The 21783-nt window shown below is 44.2% G+C and carries 15 protein-coding genes; 9 read left to right on the plus strand and 6 right to left on the minus strand.

Annotated elements, in window-relative coordinates; all coding sequences use genetic code 11:
* The first annotated feature begins 97 nt into the window (after positions 1-97).
* The 9 genes from BT112_RS16350 to BT112_RS21890 all read left to right on the plus strand — a co-directional run bounded on the left by BT112_RS16350 (position 98) and on the right by BT112_RS21890 (position 14653).
* Positions 98-1006 carry a hypothetical protein gene (locus BT112_RS16350; RefSeq protein ID WP_072318455.1) on the plus strand — a complete coding sequence of 303 codons (909 nt, stop codon included), beginning with the start codon at positions 98-100 and terminating at the stop codon, positions 1004-1006.
* A gap of 1 nt (position 1007) precedes the next feature.
* A complete protein-coding gene (locus tag BT112_RS16355) occupies positions 1008-1964 on the plus strand; it encodes a tail fiber protein (RefSeq protein WP_072318456.1) in 957 nt (318 codons plus the stop codon).
* A gap of 14 nt (positions 1965-1978) precedes the next feature.
* Positions 1979-2515, plus strand: a complete 537-nt coding sequence (locus BT112_RS16360; RefSeq protein WP_072318457.1) for an OmpH/Skp family outer membrane protein — start codon at positions 1979-1981, stop codon at positions 2513-2515.
* Positions 2502-3113 carry a hypothetical protein gene (locus BT112_RS16365; protein ID WP_072318458.1) on the plus strand — a complete coding sequence of 204 codons (612 nt, stop codon included), beginning with the start codon at positions 2502-2504 and terminating at the stop codon, positions 3111-3113. The genes BT112_RS16360 and BT112_RS16365 overlap by 14 nt, the downstream gene beginning before the upstream one ends.
* Entirely contained in the window at positions 3110-3703 is a 594-nt protein-coding gene (locus BT112_RS16370; protein ID WP_072318459.1) for a hypothetical protein, read from the plus strand. Before BT112_RS16365 ends, BT112_RS16370 begins: the two co-directional genes overlap by 4 nt.
* A 226-nt stretch (positions 3704-3929) precedes the next feature.
* Complete coding sequence (locus BT112_RS16375) at positions 3930-9122, plus strand: RHS repeat domain-containing protein (RefSeq protein WP_072318460.1); 5193 nt, start codon at positions 3930-3932, stop codon at positions 9120-9122.
* Between the two features lie 200 nt (positions 9123-9322).
* Complete coding sequence (locus BT112_RS16380; RefSeq protein WP_139276278.1) at positions 9323-13666, plus strand: RHS repeat domain-containing protein; 4344 nt, start codon at positions 9323-9325, stop codon at positions 13664-13666.
* Positions 13667-13678: 12 nt separating this feature from the next.
* Complete coding sequence (locus tag BT112_RS16385) at positions 13679-14209, plus strand: hypothetical protein (RefSeq protein WP_072318462.1); 531 nt, start codon at positions 13679-13681, stop codon at positions 14207-14209.
* A 297-nt stretch (positions 14210-14506) separates the two neighbouring features.
* The gene (locus tag BT112_RS21890; protein WP_175545814.1) at positions 14507-14653 is read left to right on the plus strand and encodes a hypothetical protein; all 147 of its coding nucleotides are present in this window, start codon (positions 14507-14509) and stop codon (positions 14651-14653) included.
* A gap of 154 nt (positions 14654-14807) precedes the next feature.
* Here BT112_RS21890 and BT112_RS16390 read toward each other — a convergent pair whose 3' ends face one another.
* The 6 genes from BT112_RS16390 to BT112_RS16415 all read right to left on the minus strand — a co-directional run bounded on the left by BT112_RS16390 (position 14808) and on the right by BT112_RS16415 (position 21337).
* Entirely contained in the window at positions 14808-15320 is a 513-nt protein-coding gene (locus BT112_RS16390; RefSeq protein ID WP_072318463.1) for a hypothetical protein, read from the minus strand.
* Entirely contained in the window at positions 15317-16522 is a 1206-nt protein-coding gene (locus BT112_RS16395; protein WP_072318464.1) for a hypothetical protein, read from the minus strand. The genes BT112_RS16390 and BT112_RS16395 overlap by 4 nt, the downstream gene beginning before the upstream one ends.
* Before the next feature lies 1 nt (position 16523).
* Positions 16524-18776: a type II secretion system protein GspD gene (locus BT112_RS16400; RefSeq protein WP_072318482.1), complete on the minus strand. Its 2253-nt coding sequence runs from the start codon at positions 18774-18776 to the stop codon at positions 16524-16526.
* 5 nt (positions 18777-18781) lie between these two features.
* The gene (locus BT112_RS16405; RefSeq protein WP_072318465.1) at positions 18782-20194 is read right to left on the minus strand and encodes a GspE/PulE family protein; all 1413 of its coding nucleotides are present in this window, start codon (positions 20192-20194) and stop codon (positions 18782-18784) included.
* Positions 20195-20199: 5 nt separating this feature from the next.
* Positions 20200-20745 (minus strand): hypothetical protein, encoded by a 546-nt coding sequence (locus BT112_RS16410; RefSeq protein WP_072318466.1) that lies wholly within the window; start codon positions 20743-20745, stop codon positions 20200-20202.
* Positions 20746-20917: 172 nt separating this feature from the next.
* On the minus strand, positions 20918-21337 hold the full coding sequence (locus BT112_RS16415; protein ID WP_072318467.1) for a prepilin-type N-terminal cleavage/methylation domain-containing protein: 420 nt from the start codon (positions 21335-21337) through the stop codon (positions 20918-20920).
* Positions 21338-21783: the final 446 nt, after the last annotated feature.

Here is a 21783-nt window from a genome sequence, read left to right on the forward strand (position 1 = left end):
AAACATTCGGATGGTATTACAGTACCTTACGATGTGTTTTGTGATATGGGTTTATTTTTCGATTTGATGCTTTGAACCAAAATAAAACAGTAGAATGATGAAAAAAATATTTTTCTTATTTTTTGTAATCCCCTTTTTGTCGTTAGGGCAGTCCAACACCTTTCCCGCTACCGGAAATGTCGGAATCGGGGTAGAGACCCCTACGGGAAAACTCGATATAGCGGGGTTGACCTATCTCAAGGGAGCACCCTCCTATTCGGTAATCGCAGAACAGTTAAGGATAGGGAGAAGAGACCAGAATATTCGTTACCATTCGCTTTATTCGTTTCACGGAGGAGCCGGACATACCAATTACCTGCAGTTTCGTGTACATACCGGTAATACAGAAGACCTGGAAGAACAGGTAAAGGTTATGACGCTTAACGGAGATGGTAATGTAGGTATAGGAACGGAAGCCCCGGATCATAAATTGGATGTAATGGGAATTATTAAGTCCAATACAGGTATAATAGTGTCCAATCCGGATTCCCGGTCATCCAGAGTGACCCTGGATTGGTTGAATGATGTAGCTCGTATTCGGATAGGAGGAAGTGGGAATGGAGCAGGTAATGGTTTGGATATTCAGTCTCAGGGGGATAAAAGCCTGATGCGCTTGCTTCAAAATGGTAATGTCGGGATCGGAACAATTACCCCGGATTCCAGGTTATCCGTAAACGGTGTAGTGCATAGCAAAGAAGTAAAGGTAGACCTCAATGGCTGGAGCGACTTTGTTTTTAAAAAGGACTATGCGTTGCCCACGCTGGAAGAAGTGGAACAGCATATCCTGGAAAAGGGGCACCTCAGGGATATTCCCAGTGCGGAAGAAGTTTCGGAGAACGGCATCTTACTGGGAGAGATGGATGCGAAGCTGTTGCAGAAGATCGAGGAACTGACCCTGTATATCATCAGTCTGCATAAGAAGATGGAGCAGCAACAGCAGGAGATAGATAAACTTAAAAATAAATAATATGAGAGTATTATTATTTTTTGTAGTACTGGGATTGTTCCGGTTTTCCGCCGGTGCACAGAATACTTTTCCCGCTTCGGGAAATGTTGGGATAGGGTTGACTTCTCCTGCTTATAATCTCGATATAAGGACGGACCACCCCATTTTTCAGATGTTGGAAAACGGGTCCGGAGGAAGAAGAAGACTGATCTTTAATGTAGGGGAAAATAATGAGATCAGGATTGTATCTTCCTATGGGAATTCCGGGAATTACCCGTTGACCTTCCGTTTCGGCGGTAGCGTCGGGGAAGTTATGCGGCTGGCAACAAATGGTAATATAGGGATAGGGACCACCAACCCGCAAAGTAAACTGGATATATACGGAAGAGGAGACGGGGCTTCCTTGCTGAGGTTCACCACCGATCGAAGCTGGGAGTTTATACAGTCGGGTGCCGATGTGACAGCAAGCCTGGTTTTAAGGTCGGTTTATAACAGTAAATCTTTTCGCATTCAATCTTCGGGAGGTACGAATAATGCCAGTTTCCGTACACATGATAACCCTGCGGACAACAGGATTTATTTTTTAACCCAAGGTGGCAGGTTGGGCATAGGAACAGCCAGTCCTGATGCCGAGCTGACAGTCAAAGGAAAAATACATACGCAGGAGATCAAAGTAGACCTGGCAGGGGGTGTGGCACCGGACTATGTTTTTGAGGAGGGCTACGATCTGCGTTCGCTGGAAGAAGTACGGGAATATATCGGCAAGAACGGACACCTGCCCGGAATACCTTCTGCCACGACCATGGAAACCGAAGGTATAGACCTCAAAGCGATGAACCTGAAGTTGCTGGAAAAGATCGAGGAACTGACCCTGTATACCTTACAACAGGAGGAAGATCTTCAGCGGAAAGATGAGAAGATCAATGACCTGGAAGACCGGTTGAACATTTTGGAAAAACTAATATATCACAAAAACTAATAACGATTCTATTGATGAAAAAATTACTACTTCCCCTTACTGTTTTGGCTTTAATTTTAAGTGTTTGTGCGTTGGGATGGTCTTTGTATTCCAGGCCGGAGCTGGTGTATGTCGATGTCAATAAACTACTTGACGGTTATAAACGATCTGAAACAGAGCGGGAAAAATTCAAGGAGAAAGCCGCCTTGCTCAAGGCCAATATAGACAGCCTGGTCACCGGTTGGCAGAAAGAACTGAAAAACTACGAAAAAGAACGGGAGACTATGAGCGCCAGGGAGCTGAAGCTGAAGCAGGAACTTCTTTCCAATAAGCAACAGCAGGTCAATAATTACCAGCAGGCCATTCAGCGGCAAATACAGGAAGAAGATCAGAAGATGACACAGACCGTTATCAACGATATCAATGACTATGTCAAAGATTTCGGAAAACGGAAAGGCTATCGTATTATTTTCGGAGCGAGCGGGAGCGGAAACATTATGTATGCTTCTGATGCTGCCGATCTCACCGAAGAAATCCTCGACGGTTTAAACAGGGAATATGAGGGTAAATAAGTACGGCACCATAGTCCTCTTATGGCTATTGTTATCCTGTGGGCCTCCTGCTTTTGATGGCGAAGAAGATTTGCTGGCTTACATCCGGGAGCCCCGGCATGGATACCTGCATCAGAAGACGGTGAACGATATCGATTTTTCACTGCTGTACAAACCTACCGATCTCATGGCTGCGGGAGAATTATCGGTAGAATCTGCTCCGGCAGGGATAGATTCTTTGCGGCACAGGTACGGGCAGTATATGTATTTTGTTTTGTCCATGTCCGCAAAAAACAGGGAACTTCTCAACCATGTCGCAGGAGATCGTAGCCGGTTTGGCGCCATGGTCAATGCCTTATCCTTTTATATGGATCGGAATGTACATTGTTTTACCCCGGAAAAAGACACCTTGCCTATGATCGATTTTATTTATCCGAGGATGTATGGCATGAGCCGCAGTACGGATATCCTGCTGGTGTATCCCCGCGATAAAAAATATCTCCGGGGCGAATATCTCGATATCAGCGTTGCAGATCTCGGATTTCGTACGGGGGAGGTGAAGTTCAGAATAGCTACCGAAGTCATACATCACGAACCACAATTAAAAATTAACGAATGAAGACCTATTACGTACTCTTGCTTATGATCTTTTCTATGGCTGCCCAGGCCCAGTTGAAACCTACGCATATATTTCTCAGTACGGGAGAAAAAATGGTGGTAAAAGGAAAACTCAGGAGAGATGTGTTTATATATAAAAGATATGACGGGGATAAGAGAAAGAAGATCGGTTTCGATGAGATAGATCATGTCGATATCTTCGAAACGAAAGATAGTATTACCAGGTACAGACGCATCCGTGTTCAGGATGAGGAGAAGCCCGTGGTCGTCCAGGAAGTGAAAACCGGAAAGGTAAACCTGTATATGGCCTCATTCGGAGTGAGAACCGCGATGCCCATGTCTTCGGCAGGAGGTTTTGGAGGTTTTGGCATTCCTATGACTTACGATATAGAGAATTATTACCTGAGAAGGGAAGGGGAAAAGAAGGCTGTACATCTTGGGGCTAACAAGTTGTTCACAAATAATTTCAGGGAAGCCGCCTCTGATTATTTTAAAGACTGTCCGCCGCTGGTAGAGAAAATACAGCAAAAAACGTTTAAAAAACGGCATCTCAAAGAAATTGTCAGATTTTATAATACGGAATGCCGATAACAACTTTTTGAAGTTACCTGAAAATCATTAATAACCTGAAGTCCGTTAACGGACCGGAATATAATCCTGTAGTTGTTTTTACCAGCGATGAAATGATCCGGAATTTGTCGTACGGATCACAGGAAAGAGGCTTAATACGGATATAAAGGAGCTTCTGACGCATAGCAGAAGCATCGGAGATGCTACCTGCGTCAGCCCCCACAACTACAAACTAAAAAACCAAAACATGAAAAGATTAAAACGTTCGCACCGGGTCATAGCACTTTTCCTGGTCTTTAGCATGTTGCCTGCTCTGGTGCCCTACAATATGTTGCAAGCTTCCGGAAACGGACCGACAGCTCCGGAAGCTACCGGATTTGAGCCCGTTGACGCTACTGATATGGTCAACCTGATGACCGGCGATTTATCTTATGTGTTACCGCTGTTGAATGTGCCCTCTCCGGAGGGCGGATACCCCCTGGCCCTGGCGTACCACGCCGGTATCGCCATGGACCAGGAGGCCTCCTGGGTGGGATTGGGCTGGAGCCTAAACCCGGGGGCTATCAACCGATCGGTAAACGGGTATCCTGATGATTATAATGCTTCTTTGCTGACGGAATATTTTTATGATCAGGGGGGGAGAAAAGATATGTATTCCTTGTCTCTGGGGTTTACCAGTAAAGCAGGCGTATCCGTAGGACTCGGCTTATCGTGGGGAAGTAATCGCAGTCTTGGTGGCTATGTGAGTGTGGGATATGGTCTGGATATAGGACCCAACGCAAATGCTCGCATAGGAACAAACGGCATAGGAGTCGGAGGTGGTTATACCGTAAATGGAGGGTTGTCAGCAGATTTTAATGCTCATACTTCAAATGGCTTAGGAGGTTCTGTAGGGCTTAATAACGGAGAGGGTTTTGAAGTGGGACTTTCTTCTTCCGGAACACTTAGTATTTATCAAACTTCTGGTAACCAGTCCATAGGGATGAGTATGTCTTCAAAAGGTATGGGAGTTTTTATGGGAAGTAAAAATACTCATAGTACTAATGTGATACAGGGAGTAGGTGTTGGTTTAAGAATGTCTTTCAACAATACGATGAGTATGGGAGACTATACTGTCGAAAGCAGTGGATGGGCTATCCCGGTAACAATACCCACTCCGATCGGCATTTTCAGTCTTTCATTCGGAAAACAGCGGATGAAATATTACCTCAACAAAAAGGTGTATAATTATGTAAACGGACCATTGTTTTTTAATGAAATGATTAAAAATGAAGAAATCTATAAAGTTGAAATATTAGTGGGTTCAATCGATATGGGTTTTGCAATTTATCCTGTAGGCTTTGCCTCTACTTATGAAGAGGGAGTTCAAATGGCTATTGATGCGGGAGCCTATGAGGATGCTTATCGTGTTACAAAAATAAGAACAGATGAGGCATTTATGGATATTTATGAAGTTCCTATAAAAGGTAAGGAAATTTCCAGGAAGGGAGAACTGGAATTTAATAATCCGGTATTTCCCGCTTATGATAATTATAATGTACAGGCCCAGGGAATATCGGGAAGCATGTCGTCCAGGTTATTTGAAAACGGAGTGTTGTATGGGCTTTCAAATAAAGAAAATGATCAGGGATATCAGCTAAAACATGCTTTAGACGGATTTTCATCCCGGTTTCCTGATCATGCCCGTTTTGATGGTAAGCCCTATTTCTATATCGATAATGAGATCAGTACATATCTCGAGGTGAAAAATGCCAGTTTTAATTCCGGGACTATGCATTCCGATATATTGGACTATTATTCGACGGGAGTTAAGAACCTTCCCGAGAACAGAAGGGTCAATAGTAATTTTATCGAGTATTTCACGAACAGGGAAATCCGGGAAAACCCTGTGGATGTATTGAAAAAAGGATTCTTACACCCACTGGCTTCCGGTTTTTCCAGGATGAACTATCCTTCTGATGGGATAGGAGCTTTTAAAATCACAGCTCCGGATGGAAAGACCTATCATTATTCGCTCCCGGTATACAATCACGAAATTGTAACCCGGACTTTCGGAGTGGTAAAGAACAATGCTGCCGAAGCAAAATCTTATTTTGAAAAACGTCAACTCGAACCTTATGCCACGCACTGGCTGCTAACCGCAGTGACCGGTCCTGATTTTGTGGACACCAATGGTAATGGTATGGCAGACCAGGGGGATTACGGCTATTGGGTAGCTTTTGAATACGGAAAATGGTCGGAAGCATTCGGCTGGAAAACGCCTTATGGAACAAGTTACCTGGAAGACGACAGTGACCCGGGGGTAAAGACCTATATTCGCGGACGAAAGGAAGTATATTATCTCAACAAGGTAATAACCCGCACACATAAAGCCTTATTTATAAAGGAAGAGCGAAAAGACGCCGGGTCTTCAAGATGGGCTTATAATTCGGTAGCTCATAAAGAAGAGCAACAGAGCCAGAGTAACTATGTGAACCGGTTTACCCTTCCGAGACAGAATTCGTTGCGGTTGAGCAAGATTATCCTGGTAAAGAATCCGCATGACGTATACACGCAGCCTGCAAACTCCAGGCCTTCCTCCTCGGTTGAAGTTTTGTATAACGATTCCTCCAAACCGGCACAGAATGCAGAATACAATTTATGGAAAAATGTCCTGGATATAGACGATGACTGGCAGGCCGTAATGGACAAAGCCGTCAAAGTAATTGATTTTGCGTATGATTACAGCCTTGCTGAAAATGCCCCGGATGCCTCACCTATTAGCGGACGATCTGCTTTGAGGGGGGTACAATTCAGGGGTAAAAAAGGAGCTTTGGTGATTCCCCCGTATCGTTTTGCGTATTACGATGGCTATGGCGATTTTAATATAGAAGATAAGGACGAATTCGGATATTATGGAGCCGATAACAAATGGTGTTCTCTAAAAACGGTAATTACGCCGCAAGGGGGACAAATGCACATAGTATATGAAGGACACAACATAAAACCGGCTTTCGTTTCTTCGGTACGTTTTACCAGGGGAGCATCCGCAAATTATAAAATATCCAAGATCAATGCTGTGACTTATCGTATAGAGTCGGGGGAAAATGTAGGGATACAACCGGGGGATCAGCTTTCTTTCAAATATAGCAAGGTATGTGAGTGGGAAGATCAGGGAAACTGTGGAGGTCCATGTGGGTATGAAACCGAACATTGTGATTTTGAGGCTATGGCAACGGTTACATCACGGGATGGCAATAACAAATTTACACTATCCATACCAGCTAACGAATGTAGCTATATCGACCAGAATTTCAATTGCGACCTCACTACGGAGACATTCTCTGCCGAATTTAAACTCACCGATGCCCTGGAAAACCTCGGTGGAATTCGTGTACGTGAAATTATTACATCAGACGGGACAGGCCGGACGTATAATACAACATACCGGTATGGGAAAAATGAGAATGGTGTAGGGTATATCTCTTACCTGCCTTATGCTCCCGAATTACAGCAGGAGCTGCCGTACAGTGCGGAGCTGCCTGCACCCAAAGTGATGTATGACCAGGTAAGTGTGGAGTTTCCGGATGGCCGGAAAAACCGATACTATTATTCGGTAATGAAGGAGAAAGATCCCGAAGAGATTAAATACGAAGACTTTTATGAGATTTCGAAAACGGCTTCGGATATCAATAATACAGCAAAAGGAGTAGATGTCAATGTAAGTACCTTTACCATAAAGGACAACCTTTCGGCGCTGGGCAGACTGGAAGCTGTAGAAGTATTGAACAAATACGGGCAGCAGCTGAGTAAAATAGAAAATGAGTATTACGATCCCGGAACAACACCGGGTGTAGCCGGAGTTACCCAGGAATCATATCAAAGCTATAAGATCGTAGACTACAAACAAAATACCGGCAGCCGTAAAGATAAGTGGCTGATCAATTCTTCGTCGCGTATCCGGTACCCGAATGTGCTAAAATCATCTGCAGAGTACAGGAACGGACATGTTTTCCGAACGGTATATAAAGATATGGATCCGGTTACCGGGGTGTTCAGGGAAGCCGAAACCACTTCTGCTTCGGGTGAGCAACTCGTATCCCGTGCAGTTCCTGCATATATACGTTATCCTGAAATGGGGAGTATGGTTCACAGCAACACGAATAAAAACATGCTTACCCAAATCGCGGAGACCTATAGTTATATCAGGGAACAAGGAGGGGCCAAAAAGTATATGGGAGCCGGAATTACCACCTGGAAACCCGAACAGTACGATTATACGATTTACACCGGGCCGCCCCACGCACCTGTATCGACGGGTGCCTCTGCCGATGTTTGGAGAAAACATAAAAGCTATACCTGGGACGGGGCCTTGGATAATGACGGTACACTTGCGACGGAGCCTGGGAATTTTATATGGTCTTCTCCTTCGGCTACACAGCCTGCCGGATGGAAACTGCTTTCGGAGATCACCCTGTACGACAACTTTTCGAATGTACTGGAAGTTAAAGATATCAATGGTAACAAAGCCGCAACGAAAAGGGGAGATGGGTCTTCTAAAGTTTTTGCTACCGGCAATACAGCCTTTAACACCATGTTCTATTCCGGATTGGAAGAAGGAACAGGAACTACGATTGCAGAAGGCGTGACGCGGGATGCCACAGCGGTTATTACATCGTCCAGGGCACATACCGGTAGCCGTTCTGTACAGGTAGCTTCCGGTGTTAAAGCCTTTAAGGTAAAACCTGGTCAGGGTGGTACCTACCGTGTTTCGGTCTGGGCACATACTTCCGGTTATACCGGGGCGCGTGTGGTTTCGGGAGGACAAAATTATACCTATCATCAGGACGAATTGGTCCGGGCCGGTGATTGGGTACAACTCAATTTTGACATAGCAGTGAACGCAGGTACAGAGGTGGCCCTGACTTCTGCTTCCGGGACCGTGTATTTTGATGATTTCAGGATACACCCCGTAAGTGCCGGGATGTCTTCTTATGTATATAATGAGGATGATGAACTTACATATATTCTGGGGCCAAACAATATGGGAGCCAGGTATGTGTATGATGCCGGGGGGAGGTTAAAAGAAACCTATACGGAAATTGCGGATACAGAAAACTTAACAGGAGGGTATAAACTAACTTCAGAAGTTGCATATAATTATGCAAGAATAGAGGATAGCCCTTACGTACCTTTAAAAGTAGAATTGTGGGAAGAAGGCACCTACCCAAGCCATAAGGCAGTGATGCGTGCCTCCGGAGGAAGCGGACAATATGAATATCGCTGGTCTATGCAGTGTGGTTCTTATGCAAGTAAATATGGTAATTGGACTTCTTCACAGTCATTAATTCTTTTAAACAACTGCTCGGATAGGGTGTACGTTAGATGTGAGGTTAGGGATCTCAGGTCGGATGAAATCAAGAATGATGCAAGAACATATAAGGTTGAAAATCAGCTTTAAGTTTACTGAGATAAATTCTATTAAGACAATATGCAATGAAATATACAATCATTATAAAGACATTGATATTCATATTTTTCTGTTTTTCCGTTTATAGCGGAAATACCCAGTCGTATTCCATCGGAAGAATCGGAGGATCCGCAGGCACTGCGAATAATGGAGACCGCGCGAACTACGTAGTTTACAAAAACGGTACAATTATGAGCAGCGGATATATGAATGATATAGAATGGAGAGTTTCAGGAGGACAGATTGTGGGAGGAACCAGCAGTTCAAGCCTCACTGTATTATGGAATGGAGATGTTCGTAATTGCAGAATAAATATATTATTTAAAGATGTTCAGGCGGGTGGATATTATAGTGCATCGCTAAGCGTTACTGTTGAAGGAACATCACCGGACAGACCGCCTTATCCAAAAATTCAATCCAGGGATTGTGGTGAAGTTATAATAGCTTACGAGGGAACTCCGTTAAGGGGAACTAACTGGTATTGGCAGGGAAAAAACCCCGATGGCGAGAATACTAACCTTGGGTATGGAAAGACATTCAGTGCCAGTGATGGCAATGGAAGATATTATTTGCGAGCAAAAAATAGTTTTGGGTGGAGTAAGACTTCAAGTTACATAGATGTTGAAATAACCGATACCCCTCAAATACCGGATATGCCCGGCATTAACATGATAAACAACGGGGAAAGTGTTGTTTTGACTAAGGGTACTCCTCCAAATGGAGTCGAATGGTATTGGCAGGAATCTGAGAATGGAGAAAGTACCGATAGCAGTGAGTCCAGCATAACCCTTACCACCGGAACCGTATATTATATTAAAGCAAGGAGTATAAGCCTAAATTGCTGGAGTGCTGCAAGGAGAATTAACTATACACTTAGAAATCCGGATTTAGATCCTTATGATGTTTTGGAGACGGATAGAAATTGGATGTCTTCAGTATCTTATGATATTACAGGAGTTATAAAAGAAAATTCCATAAGATATGCCAATGCTTTGGGAAACACAGAACAAATTCAGCATGTAGATATAAAAACTGCTAAACTATGGACTACTCATACATTGTATGATAAAGAGGGAAGAGCAACCTTTCAGACTACGGGGGCTCCTTTGGATGCATTAAAATCGAGTACATTTCAATTTCGTAATGATTTCATACGAAAAAGCAACGGCAGCAATTATAGTACTGCCGATTTTGAAACCAATCCGGAAAATCCTGCCGCGGTTGGTAACCAGCCCGGGACCTTAGGCTGGTATTACAGTGAAAACAATACTTCGGAACCCTACCAGGATATAACCGCTTATCCTTTTTCGAGGATGATATTCAGCGACCTTAATCCCGGAGCAGTGTTGAAACATGTAGGCGGAAATAAGGTCAACGGAACATGGCCGCAGTCTTATGTATTCAGTATGCAGACCTCCGGCGAACTCGCACAAAGCGCAGCTTTCGGAGAGGGCAGGTATGCTACGGTAAAAACAATAAAAACGGTAAGCAGGGATGTACATGGTGTGGAAAATGTCATTTTTACGGATACCGATGGTAAGACCCTGGCTGCTGCAAGAAGCGGGGGAGGCAGTGCGCGGAATATGAATATAAAAATCGGGGCACAGGGCTATGTGGATATCCATGTACCTGCCGGGACAACAGGTTTTACAGTGAACAGGCCATCCGGAGTACAGACCTCGGTATATGATCTTATTACGGAGAACCAGGTAACTACAGCCACCACATCACTTCCCAACGGGTTTTATCGTGTTGCAGTCACTGATGTGGATAATTACAATCCTGCGACCCCCGTGCAGGTTACATACAAAGAAAATTATTACGATTATGCGTTAAACGAATACGATAAGGCAGGACATCTGATCGCCTCTTATCAACCCTACGGGAATACGAAATCTGTCAAACCTAAGACCACTTTCAAATATGATGCCCTGGGACAATTGATATATACGAATAGTCCGGATGAGGGAGAGGCCTGGTTTAAATATCGCAGGGATGGCCAGATACGATATTCCCAAAATAGTAAACAAAAAGCGGAAGGAGAGTTTTCCTATACCAATTATGATAACCTGGCCAGGCCTGTAGAAAGCGGAGTACTGGTAAGCACGGCTTTTAATAATGCCGACCCGGATGCCTCCCTGCCCGCCGGAACCAAAAAAGAACAGCAGTTTACGGTTTACGATGCCGGGGAGAGCATTAGTGTGGGCAGTGGTGCCAGGAAACAGGCTTTTGCAGCCGGTAATGTGGCCAGAACCTATAACGACCATACGACCACCTGGTACAGTTACGATATCTACGGCCGTGTAAACTGGATCGTACAGGATATCCCCGGAATAGGTAAAAAGACCATAGATTACGAATATCACCCGGTAAGCGGACTGGTAAGCCAGGTGGTTTACCAGAAGGATGTAGGTGCCGAACGCTTTATACACCGGTACACATACGACAAGACCGACCGGCTGATCAAGGTGGAAACCTCTGTTAACGGCAGTACGTATACTACCCGTGCTACCTATAGTTATTATGAGAACGGGGCCCTGAAACGGACAGAACTGGGCAACAAACTGCAGGGCTTGGACTATGTTTACAATATTTCCGGGCAGTTAAAGAGTATCAATCACCCTGCCTTGAGTGCTGCCAAAGATCCCGGGGCGGACGGTAATGATATTTTCGGTATGACGCTGGACTATCACCGCAATGATTATATGCGTAATATCGACGGCTTAAGTCCGGCTACCTATGGGAACGATCGCCTGGACGGGAATATCAAGGGGGTCCGTTGGAACAATAAATACCAACCGCTTACCGGTGCGGAAAATGCCTATAATTATACCTATGACCGGAATAACTGGTTGGCAGCAGCTACCTATGGACAATATGCCGAATCTTTCGGCTCGGATATAGAGGCAGATATTACTTCTGCGGCAGTGACCGGGAGTGGAGAGACCCTTCCCCTGGAAGCTACCGGCAGTATTACTTTAAAGCCCGGTTTTCATGCCAAAGCGGGGAGCACTTTTACAGCCAGGATCGTCAAGGTAGATGGTTTTGCAGAAAATGCCAAAGGCGATTATAAGGTCACATTAACCTACGATGCCAACGGTAATATACAAACCCTGGAGCGGAACCAAAATACTGTAGGCAGCAGTAATGCGATGGACAAGCTGACGTATAATTACAGCAATAGCAAACCCAACCGTCTGGACCATGTAAAAGACGCCGTAACTGCAGGCACCGGGGCCGATGATATCAAAGGGCAGGCCAGCGGGAATTATGTATATAATACGATCGGGCAGTTGACAGAAAATAAGGAGGAAAATGTTAAGTACCGGTACACTGCTTCCGGCCTCGTAAGTGAGGTATTGAAAAATAATGTACCTTTGGTTAAGTTCTTTTACAACGACCGCGGTCACCGGGTAAAAAAGGAAAGCTATACCAGCGGTAGCCTTGCTAAAACCGAATATTACGTCAGGGATGCTTCCGGGAGTGTTATGGCCATTTACCAGGGGACTTCGGCAAAGGAATATCCCATTTACGGAGCAAGTCGTCTTGGTGTGTATTTTAAAACCGGTAATACAGCTGTCTACCAGTTAACGGACCATTTGGGGAATGTAAGGGCATTGGTACAGGAAAGTGGGACACTGGCGGGGGCTACGGATTATTACCCCGGCGGGATGGCAATGCCTGCAAGAAAATTATCGGATGCCGAAGGTTACCGATATGGTTATCAGGGAGATTTTGCTGAAACCGATGAGGAAACCGGGAAACCTGCTTTTGAGTTAAGATTATATGATCCAAGAATTAATAGGTGGTTGACAACAGATCCTGCTCAACAGTATGATAGTCCCTATCTTTCTATGGGGAATAATTGGGTGAACAGGAGGGATATTGATGGAGGGGAAGATAGTCCTATTTTTGATCAGGATGGTAATTTTTTAGGTGTAGATGATCAGGGATATCAAGGACAAATTATTATAATGGATAGGGATAGATATGGGAAACTTGTAGCTAATTGTGGCCCGGGCGAAATAATGAGCCATGAAACTGCGATGAAAAATAATTTAGGCCTTTCCTCTTTAGGAGAAAATTTTGAAGCTATGTCTAAAATTCAAACACATGTAATGAATGAAAAAGGATTTGATATTAATAAATTCCATAATGGAATGACTTCTATCACTAGTGGTTTTAGAAGGAATGGTGTTTTAGAAGGATTTAATGATCCTGCGTCAGCTCAAAGATATAAAGGAACTCCTTTGGAAAATGGATATGTAAAGGTTACTACCAAAGCCTCTTACTTTTCAGAATTAAGCACAGTTGAACTAATAGTCAATTACCTCGGTGTTCATGAATTTACTGGGCATGGATTAAATAAATGGATTAATGGAACGGATCATTATAAAGCTTATGAACTCCAAAAAAAGCATGAATCTTTTCATAACCTTCCTGATTGGGCTAAAGAAGAAATCAACAATAGGATTTATGATCCTAGGAATAGACCGGACGGTTACATCCCTCCAAGGGGTTGGAAACGAATGTAATATGTGAGTACTATGAAATATTTATTTACAATTGTCATTGTTTTTTTATATGGGTGTAATAATAGTAAAAAAATTAGTGTCAATTCAATCACTTTTGAGTCCCATATTTGTTTTAATAAAGATTCGGATATTTTGCGATTTGATGATGTTCATATCATAGTCAATAAAGTAGATACAACTATAGCAAAAAGAGACTTTTTTATTGTTTATGATAAAGATACTATTTCTCTGATTCCACCTTTTTCAGATGAAAATATAATAAATGAAGATAATTTATCTTTTAGGTTTTCCAAAAATAAAAATTTGCAAGAAAACTTGGTGTCTAATCAATTTGAAATTATTGATAAAATTAAAAAAAGTTCTTTATTTTATATGAAAGGTGGTAATGAAAGAATATTAGGTAAGACGAGAATGAGTGATTTAATAGAAAAGGATTCTATTATTGTGAACTTTTCCTATTTAGATCAAGATTTTATTTATATGTTGAAAGGGAATAATATTAGGAGAGAAAATCATATTTCAAAAGAAGTTGATTGTAACTAGGGCCTGTTAACATAAGCCCGCTCAACGAAGTATAGCATGCTTCTGCATATGTCTCCGACTTCGTAGTTCCTTGCATGTGAATGATATACAAATACGTTAAACCCCTCTCAGAGGGGCTTCAGGATTATATTTTATGCTTCCGACTTGGTTAGTGCCGTACCCGCTCCACGAAGTGTTTTATGCTCTGCGAACGTCTCCGACTTCGCAGCCTACTGCACACTAGGGGACAGACCAATATGTTATGCACCTCTCTGAGGGGTATCCGAAACGAATGCAGTATTGAAAAATAATCTATTTTTGGTTACAATGTTTTATAGGGCCGGCTGGGGAGGTCACCGGGTAAAAAAGGAAAGCTATACCAGCAGCAGCCTTGCTAAAACCGAATATTACTTCAGGGATACTTCCGGTAGTGTCATGGCCATATACTATGGAACAGTGGTGTAGGGAAGGCTACAGATAATGATTACTTTTTACGGTTTCATAAGCCTTGAATAACAAGTGCTTGGTTAGGATTATACGAAAAACAGGACATAAAGGTTTTAGCTTATGATATACGGTCTTATCAAATTTCCGAAGGTTTTCCGGGGGGTGCATAGGGTTAATCAAAATTCCGTACCAGCAGGTTTCCTTGCAGAAATTCTTTTCCCGTCCGGAAATTTTTCTTTTTTTCGAGGTTCAGGCTTACCACCTCCCCGTACCCGGTTTGTTGCTCCAGGCGGTAGGTAAACGTCAGGATATCGTTAAAACTTCCTTCTACCGTAAGATTATAAGTGTGTGTTTTAAGTCCTTCTTTTTCAAAAATATGAGGCTCGTGAAAAGCGATGACTTTGAGGTTGAGTTCGCTCGCATTCTCGTTGACGGCTTTCAGCAGATTGTGCTGCATGGAAGTACCGCCGATTTTATATTTGCGTAGCAGGGAATCGTAATAGGCATTCTTCTCATGAAGCACCGAGAGTTGTCTGGGAATGTCATGGAGTAGTGATTCTTCGGCCTTAAGGATATGGTATGCTTTTCGGGTACGGACCGTATTGGATACGGCCAGGGTATAGCATAAAAACAGGGCCAGGAGAAACAGGACAACAGCGATTATATTTTTGTTCCGCGAGGTCATGGATCGTTTTTTATAGTGAGTACGATGGTGAATGAAGCTCCTGTGAGTGAGGAGCCGTAATCCCGGATAGCGACGTTTTTCGTCCAGTCCATAGCTTCGAGATCTTCGATCCATTCGGAAAAACGGTTGCTGTCTGCGGATTCCCCGGAGATCACAATCCGGTTTTTGTCGAGCATAACTTCCTGTCCTTCCTTGATCTGTTTGAGCAGGGGTTGGTATAAGATCTCTTTCAGCAGCACAGAAGTGGGGAGCACAGCCGTAATACGGTCGGCGTAATAAGAGCTTCTGGAACCGGAAGAAGCCCGTATATCCCGGACGATCTTCTCTTTTTTGTCCACATCTTCCTTCAGGTTCATAAAATGATCCCGGTTTATCCTGTTGACCTCAGAAGCCTGTTGCAGCGCTTCGGTCTTCTGGAAATAATGGTTAAAGACCATAAAATTGGCCAGGAGCAGTAGCAGCAGAAATACCAGGGCACTCCGGGTAAAGATCCGGAAGAATCTCCTGTGGTAGAACTCCTGCCGGAAATGGGTGTTCCGGTCCCGGAAATTGGAAATAGTACCTGAACTCCCGGTTATCCAACCCAATATTGCGGCAAAACCGGGTACATGATGTCCCGGGACTTCCAGGCCGTTGATCGTATAGTTGCTCTCCGGGGCGGTTTCTTCTTTATGGATTTCCCGAAGCTGTCCGTCGTTAAAAACCAGCCGGGCATTAGATACCCGGACGTCTCCGTTTTCCATAAACGGTGCCAGTTGTTGCATACAGAGCAGTCCCAGTGTAAAGGTCGAAGGGATATATCCTTTTTCCTCCAGTTCCCCGAGTATGCCGTCGACATATTTTTTCCGGCAAACGGTAATAAACACGAGGTTGCCCGAAACCGCGGTTTCGTAATAAAAGTCATCGATCTTAATATTCGGAAAGGCTTTGTTGACCAGCGCCGTTTCGCTGCCGCTGCCGGCTTCCGTAATCCTGGTGAGAATATTTCCGGTATTGATAATAACCAGGGTGTGTCTGTTGGCGGAGAGCCCCTCCGGAAGATCATCGGGCGTATCGGTACGGGAACGTTGTGTAATGACGATCTCATCTTTTAGTCTTTTAGCCACCGTGGCAGTCCACCCGGGACTTCCGGATATTTCGGTGAGCTCCAGGGCCTGAAATGTCGTCCCTTCCTTTAGGGATGTAAGGCGATTTCGGATCATACTAATAGATAACCGTAGGCTTTATAAGTACAGTGAGTTTCTTTTTGGAATCTTCCCGTTTTCTGCTGCTGAACAACCACTTGATAATCGGGATTCTCGACAGCAACGGTACTCCGTTTCCGGAATCATTCTTCATTTTTTCTTCCAGGCCACCCAGTACCACCAGGTCCTGGTCCTGTACGCGGATAATCGAACTGAATTCACGCGATGTCAGCCCCGGAGGAGCATCTTCTTCTATACGATCACCGCTGAAATCGGATTGTATGACATTGATGTCCAGTGTTATTTGTCCGTCTCCCGAAACCAGGGGCTTGATGCTCACGGCCAGTTCCGCATCGATAGGCATATAGTTCCTGATCTCCGAGGATTGCGGGATCTGCGAACCGTAATAATTCTGGTTGGTGACCACATAATACGTTGTTTCTCCTATAGATAGATGAGCGCGGTGCCCGTTTAGTGTAGACAATTTGGGAGTGGAACGGATCTTGACGTTACCATTGGCCTCCATAGCTTTTATGGTGGCAAAAAATTCGGGAACGACCTTTCCTACGTTCAGCGAACCAAAACCGTCAAATCCGCCTATAACACGGTTTACGGTTTCCGCTCCGAGAGTAAGATTGGTATTGGGAAATATGCCTCCCCTGGTTTTTACGGGTTCGTCACCGATTCCCCAGCTTATTCCCGTTTCTACGGTGGCTGTCCTGCTTACCTCGAGTAACATCACCTCGATGAGGATTACAGGGACAGGCTTGTCCATCTGTTTGATGAAGGTTTTAAAGCGGTTGATATTCGCCGCGGGGCCACTGACGAGAAAACTGTTGAGTTCGAAGTCTATTTTAATATCCAGGTCTGCAATAATTTCGTCCGGAAGGATGTTGACCAGGGCTTCTGCCTTACTGTTGTACGAACTGAAATTATCGGAATGAGAGGTGCTCAATGTCGTATTCGGACGATTGTAGTTATTGTTGTTGTACGAATTAGTGCCGTAAGCATTGTTATTGTACATATTTTGTCCGGAACCATAACCACCTCCGAGGTAATTGATACCTCCCGGGACTGTTCTTCCGGACGAACGGGTAGAGCCGCTGTTTCCCGAGGGGTCTCCGAGCAGCTCGACGGAGCGATGCATGAGCTGGACGATCTCCACACGCCGTACACTAAGCTGGTTGGCTGTGCCGAAATAGTAGATGTTCCGCTCTTTCTTAAAGGTGAAATGATTGCCGGGAGATGTGTTTCCCTGTCTCCCGTTATTGGTGCCGTTACTATCGTTGTTCCCGGGATTGCGGTTATTGCTTCCGGTGGCCGGTGGCTGGCTGCTTTCGAACATTTTTTCCAGTAACTCATCGAAGGTTATGTTTTCGGCCTTGAAGGTTACATTTCCTGCACGATCCAGTGGAGTAGCCGTATACATGTTGATCTTCAGGTCATAACCGATCTCGTTGATGATACTGGATATGGGGGTGTCATTAAAATCTACTTTAAGGGTCATCGAGGTCGTATCCCGTATTTCATAATAGAAACTGGCTCCCCTCGGGGCACGCATCCGCCTGTTTTGCTGAGGCATATTTCCCCCCGGATTTCCCTCCGGTCCGGCTGCAGCTATATAGGCGGCGTCAAACAGGTAGAAACCGTCCCGGGATTTGGTGTAGATCAGGTTATTGGTAGTGGCAAGGTTTTCCATGGCCTTGTCAAAATCTACATCTTTGAGGTACATCCGTAATGGCGTATTTTCCAGTTCGGAGCTGTATAGCAGGTTATGTCCGGAGAGATCGATGATCTTCCGGAAAACCTTTCCGAGCGGATCGTTATCCAGGTCCATGGAAATAAGATCTTCGGCGGGATTGTATTGTACCCTGACCTGCTTCTCTTCCGGAATTTTTTCCGGAGGAAAGTATTTGTGAATGGAAAGGATATTTCCCGTAAAATCAATATCCAGCCCGTATTCCTTACAAAGAAATACAAGCAGATCGGCAACGGTAACATCCGAAAAGTTATTGACAATGGTAATGTTCTGCAGTTCGGGGGAGACATTGATATTTACCTTATGCACCCTCGAAACGGCCATCAGAAAGCCGGAAAGGGGGACATTATTGACATTGATATCGGTCTTGAAACTTTCGGTAAGCCCCGGATTGTCCACGGAAAGGGCTTCCAGGTGATTGCGAATACTCTCCATCCGGCGGTTGTTATTTTCCTGCGAAAGAAGAGGTGTGGCAATACATAAAAACAGGTACAGCGTAATTTTTTTAATCATAAGCATTAATCCATAAGCAGTGCATAGACTTCATCTACGGAAGTTATTCCTTCCTTTATCAGTGCAATGGCATTGCTTTTTAAAGTGTTAATATTGTTTTCGCTCAGGTAGGTTTCTATATCCAGAGTGTTATTTTTGATGTGTTCTGCGAGTCCCGTGGTTATGGGAATAATTTCGTATATGGCTTTTCTGCCGCTATAGCCGGTATGGTGGCATGCATTACATCCCGTAGCTTTATAATGAGTTTTCAGGCTGTCCGGGATCTTAAAATTCTCGGGGAAGATACTCCGGGTAACAGGCATTTCTTTTTTGCACGTGTCGCATAGCTTTCGCACGAGCCGTTGTGCCACACTTACATGGAGCGTACTTGCAATGAGAAAAGGGGGGACCCCCATATCTATAAGCCTTGATACCGTGGCCCAGGCCGAATTGGTATGAATGGTAGAAAGTACGAGGTGCCCGGTAAGCGCTGCGCGGATGGCCATATTGGCGGTTTTTACATCGCGGATCTCCCCGACCATGATTACATCGGGGTCCTGTCTCAGAAATGTCCGCATAGCCGAAGCAAAGTCCAGCCCTATGTTCTCTTTGAGCTGTACCTGGTTTACTCCTTCGAGCGTGTATTCTATGGGGTCTTCGATAGTCAGTATATTGGTCTCCGGCGCATTCAGCAGCTTCAGTGTGGCGTAAAGGGTGGTGGTCTTTCCCGAACCGGTGGGTCCGGATATAAGAATAATACCGTTGGGTTTACGGATACTTTCCTTAAACATCTTCAGTTCCCTTTCGGTGAAACCAAGTCCGCTAAGCCGGAACCTGCTGGCATCTTTGCTCAGAATACGGAGAACGATCTTCTCCCCGTGAAGTGTGGGCAGCGAAGATACACGGATGTCAAATTCTCCCGTATCCGAATTTACGGTAATACGACCGTCCTGAGGAAGTCTTTTTTCGCTGATGTCGAGATTGGCCCGGATTTTAATTTTGTTGATAATAACCGGGTATTCCTCTATGGGAATATGAAATTGTTCGATGAGTTTCCCGTCGAGACGATAACGTACCCTGCATTTTTCTTCGTAAGGCTCAAAATGGATATCACTGCTTCCTATTTCCTTGGCCGTGATGAGTATTTTTTCGAGAAAATCCGGGGTATATCTCAGGTTTTCTCCGGTATTTTGCCGGGCCTGCCGGTAATTGGTAGCGAGGTAACGATTGATCTCTTCTTCCGTGTCGTATTGTAATGCTACGGAATCTCCGAGTATAATTTCCAGTTCCTCTTTTAGCCCGGGTGTCTCCGCGCGGTCGGTTTTAAAGACCATGTGCCCGGTATCTCTTGCTACCGGAATGATCCGGTAATGAAAAGCCTGTTCAGCACTGATGAGCTGTTGTAAGCCGGTTTCGATATGGTATGAGGTCGGTTCCATGAATTTCAGGTCAAATATAACGAAGGTGTATCACAAAAGATAGTATATAGGAATATCAGGATAAAAAAAAGTGACATGTAACCGGCCAGCGGAATCGTATACGTATTGCTCTTTCCCGAAGCATCTTTAGGTATCCCCCCGGTAACATCCGCAATGGCGGTTTGCTGAAAATTTCCGGATGCCAGGAGCAGGTGTACGATAAGGGAAAAGAATACGGAAAACGTAAACAGGACCATAAAAGTCACGGTAGGGAAGCCGGTAGCGACAGCTATAAAAAAGAGCAGGTCTCCCAGGCCCAGGCTCCCGTTGATAAAAGCAGTTTTTAGCTTATACCTGGAATAGAGCCAAAGTACCCCCGATAGTATGGCGATAAAGCTTAGGTTGAACCCCACGGAAACGAGGAAATTCCAGGAATATACCTGAGAAAAATGAAGTCCGCCAAAGAGCAATACCGTTACTCCGAACCACAATACGGCGACCATCCGCGATCTGTAATCCTGGTAAAAAATAATCCCCAGTACGATAATAAGACATATTTTTACTAAAAGCATAACGATAAGCTTCTGGCTGTGCCAATTTGTCGGATATAATATACAGGGCCATTACCGTAAGTAAAGTCTGATGAGGGGGAAGTAGTGACTTTACAAGGCAAATGAACACGTATTTGATGTGGTATCCTTTTGAGCGGATTCCACCGTTATATAGGCTATCCCGTGATATTTTTTAATCTTTTACAGTCTGTTTGGGGACTCCGTTCTCATCGATTTCCCACACGTTAAATACACCATTACCATTGAAATCTGTTACGGCTTCAGCTCTTGCTTTAAAACCGGAATTGGAGGCTTCTATGATTTCGTATTTGTAATTGGCAGTACCGTTCTCATTGACCGTTTTGGGCGGTTCGAAATCCAGCTCGTTAAAATCGGCCGAAAACTTGGAATACATATACCGGTATGTATTCTGGGCATTATAAATAGCCTTGAGCTGGGTTTGAGCCTCTACACTTTTTGCCTTGGTGATCAATGGCATGAGGTTGGGTAGCGCTATAAGCAACAGTATGCCTATAATAGCGAGTACGATCAGCATTTCCTGCAGGTTAAATGCAGGAACTCTTTTATATACCCCGTGTGTCTTGGTACGCATGGTAAAAGTGTTTGGGGATAAAAATACTAAAATTTATATACGGTGAGCAGGAAAGCTGTCAAAAAGTATAAAATACTTCCGGGCATCTATAAATACGGACTTCCGTAAGCAGTATACAGTACGGTATTTGGTGAATAAATCAGGAAAGAAAAGATATCTTTAAAACATTCTTGTATAAAATCTATTGTGTTTTATGATTTTTTATAGTATTATTGTTACCGTGTTAAAATTATGATAAACTATAATTTTATCCTAATCTCTATACATTTTTAGTGCCAGGCTGGTAGTGTTGTTTCAGAGTCATTCCTGATGCAATAATCGCTCTTCCCCCAAGAAATCCACCCTGTCTGCATGTATGGCGATATCACTTTCCCATCCTCCGGGGATTACTAACAGATGATGAAGTCCGTAGTGATGACGGATTGGTTTTTTATTTGATGGAATAG

Origin of the sequence: Sinomicrobium oceani (assembly GCF_900119185.1) — a bacterium.
Taxonomy (GTDB): Bacteria; Bacteroidota; Bacteroidia; order Flavobacteriales; family Flavobacteriaceae; genus Sinomicrobium; species Sinomicrobium oceani.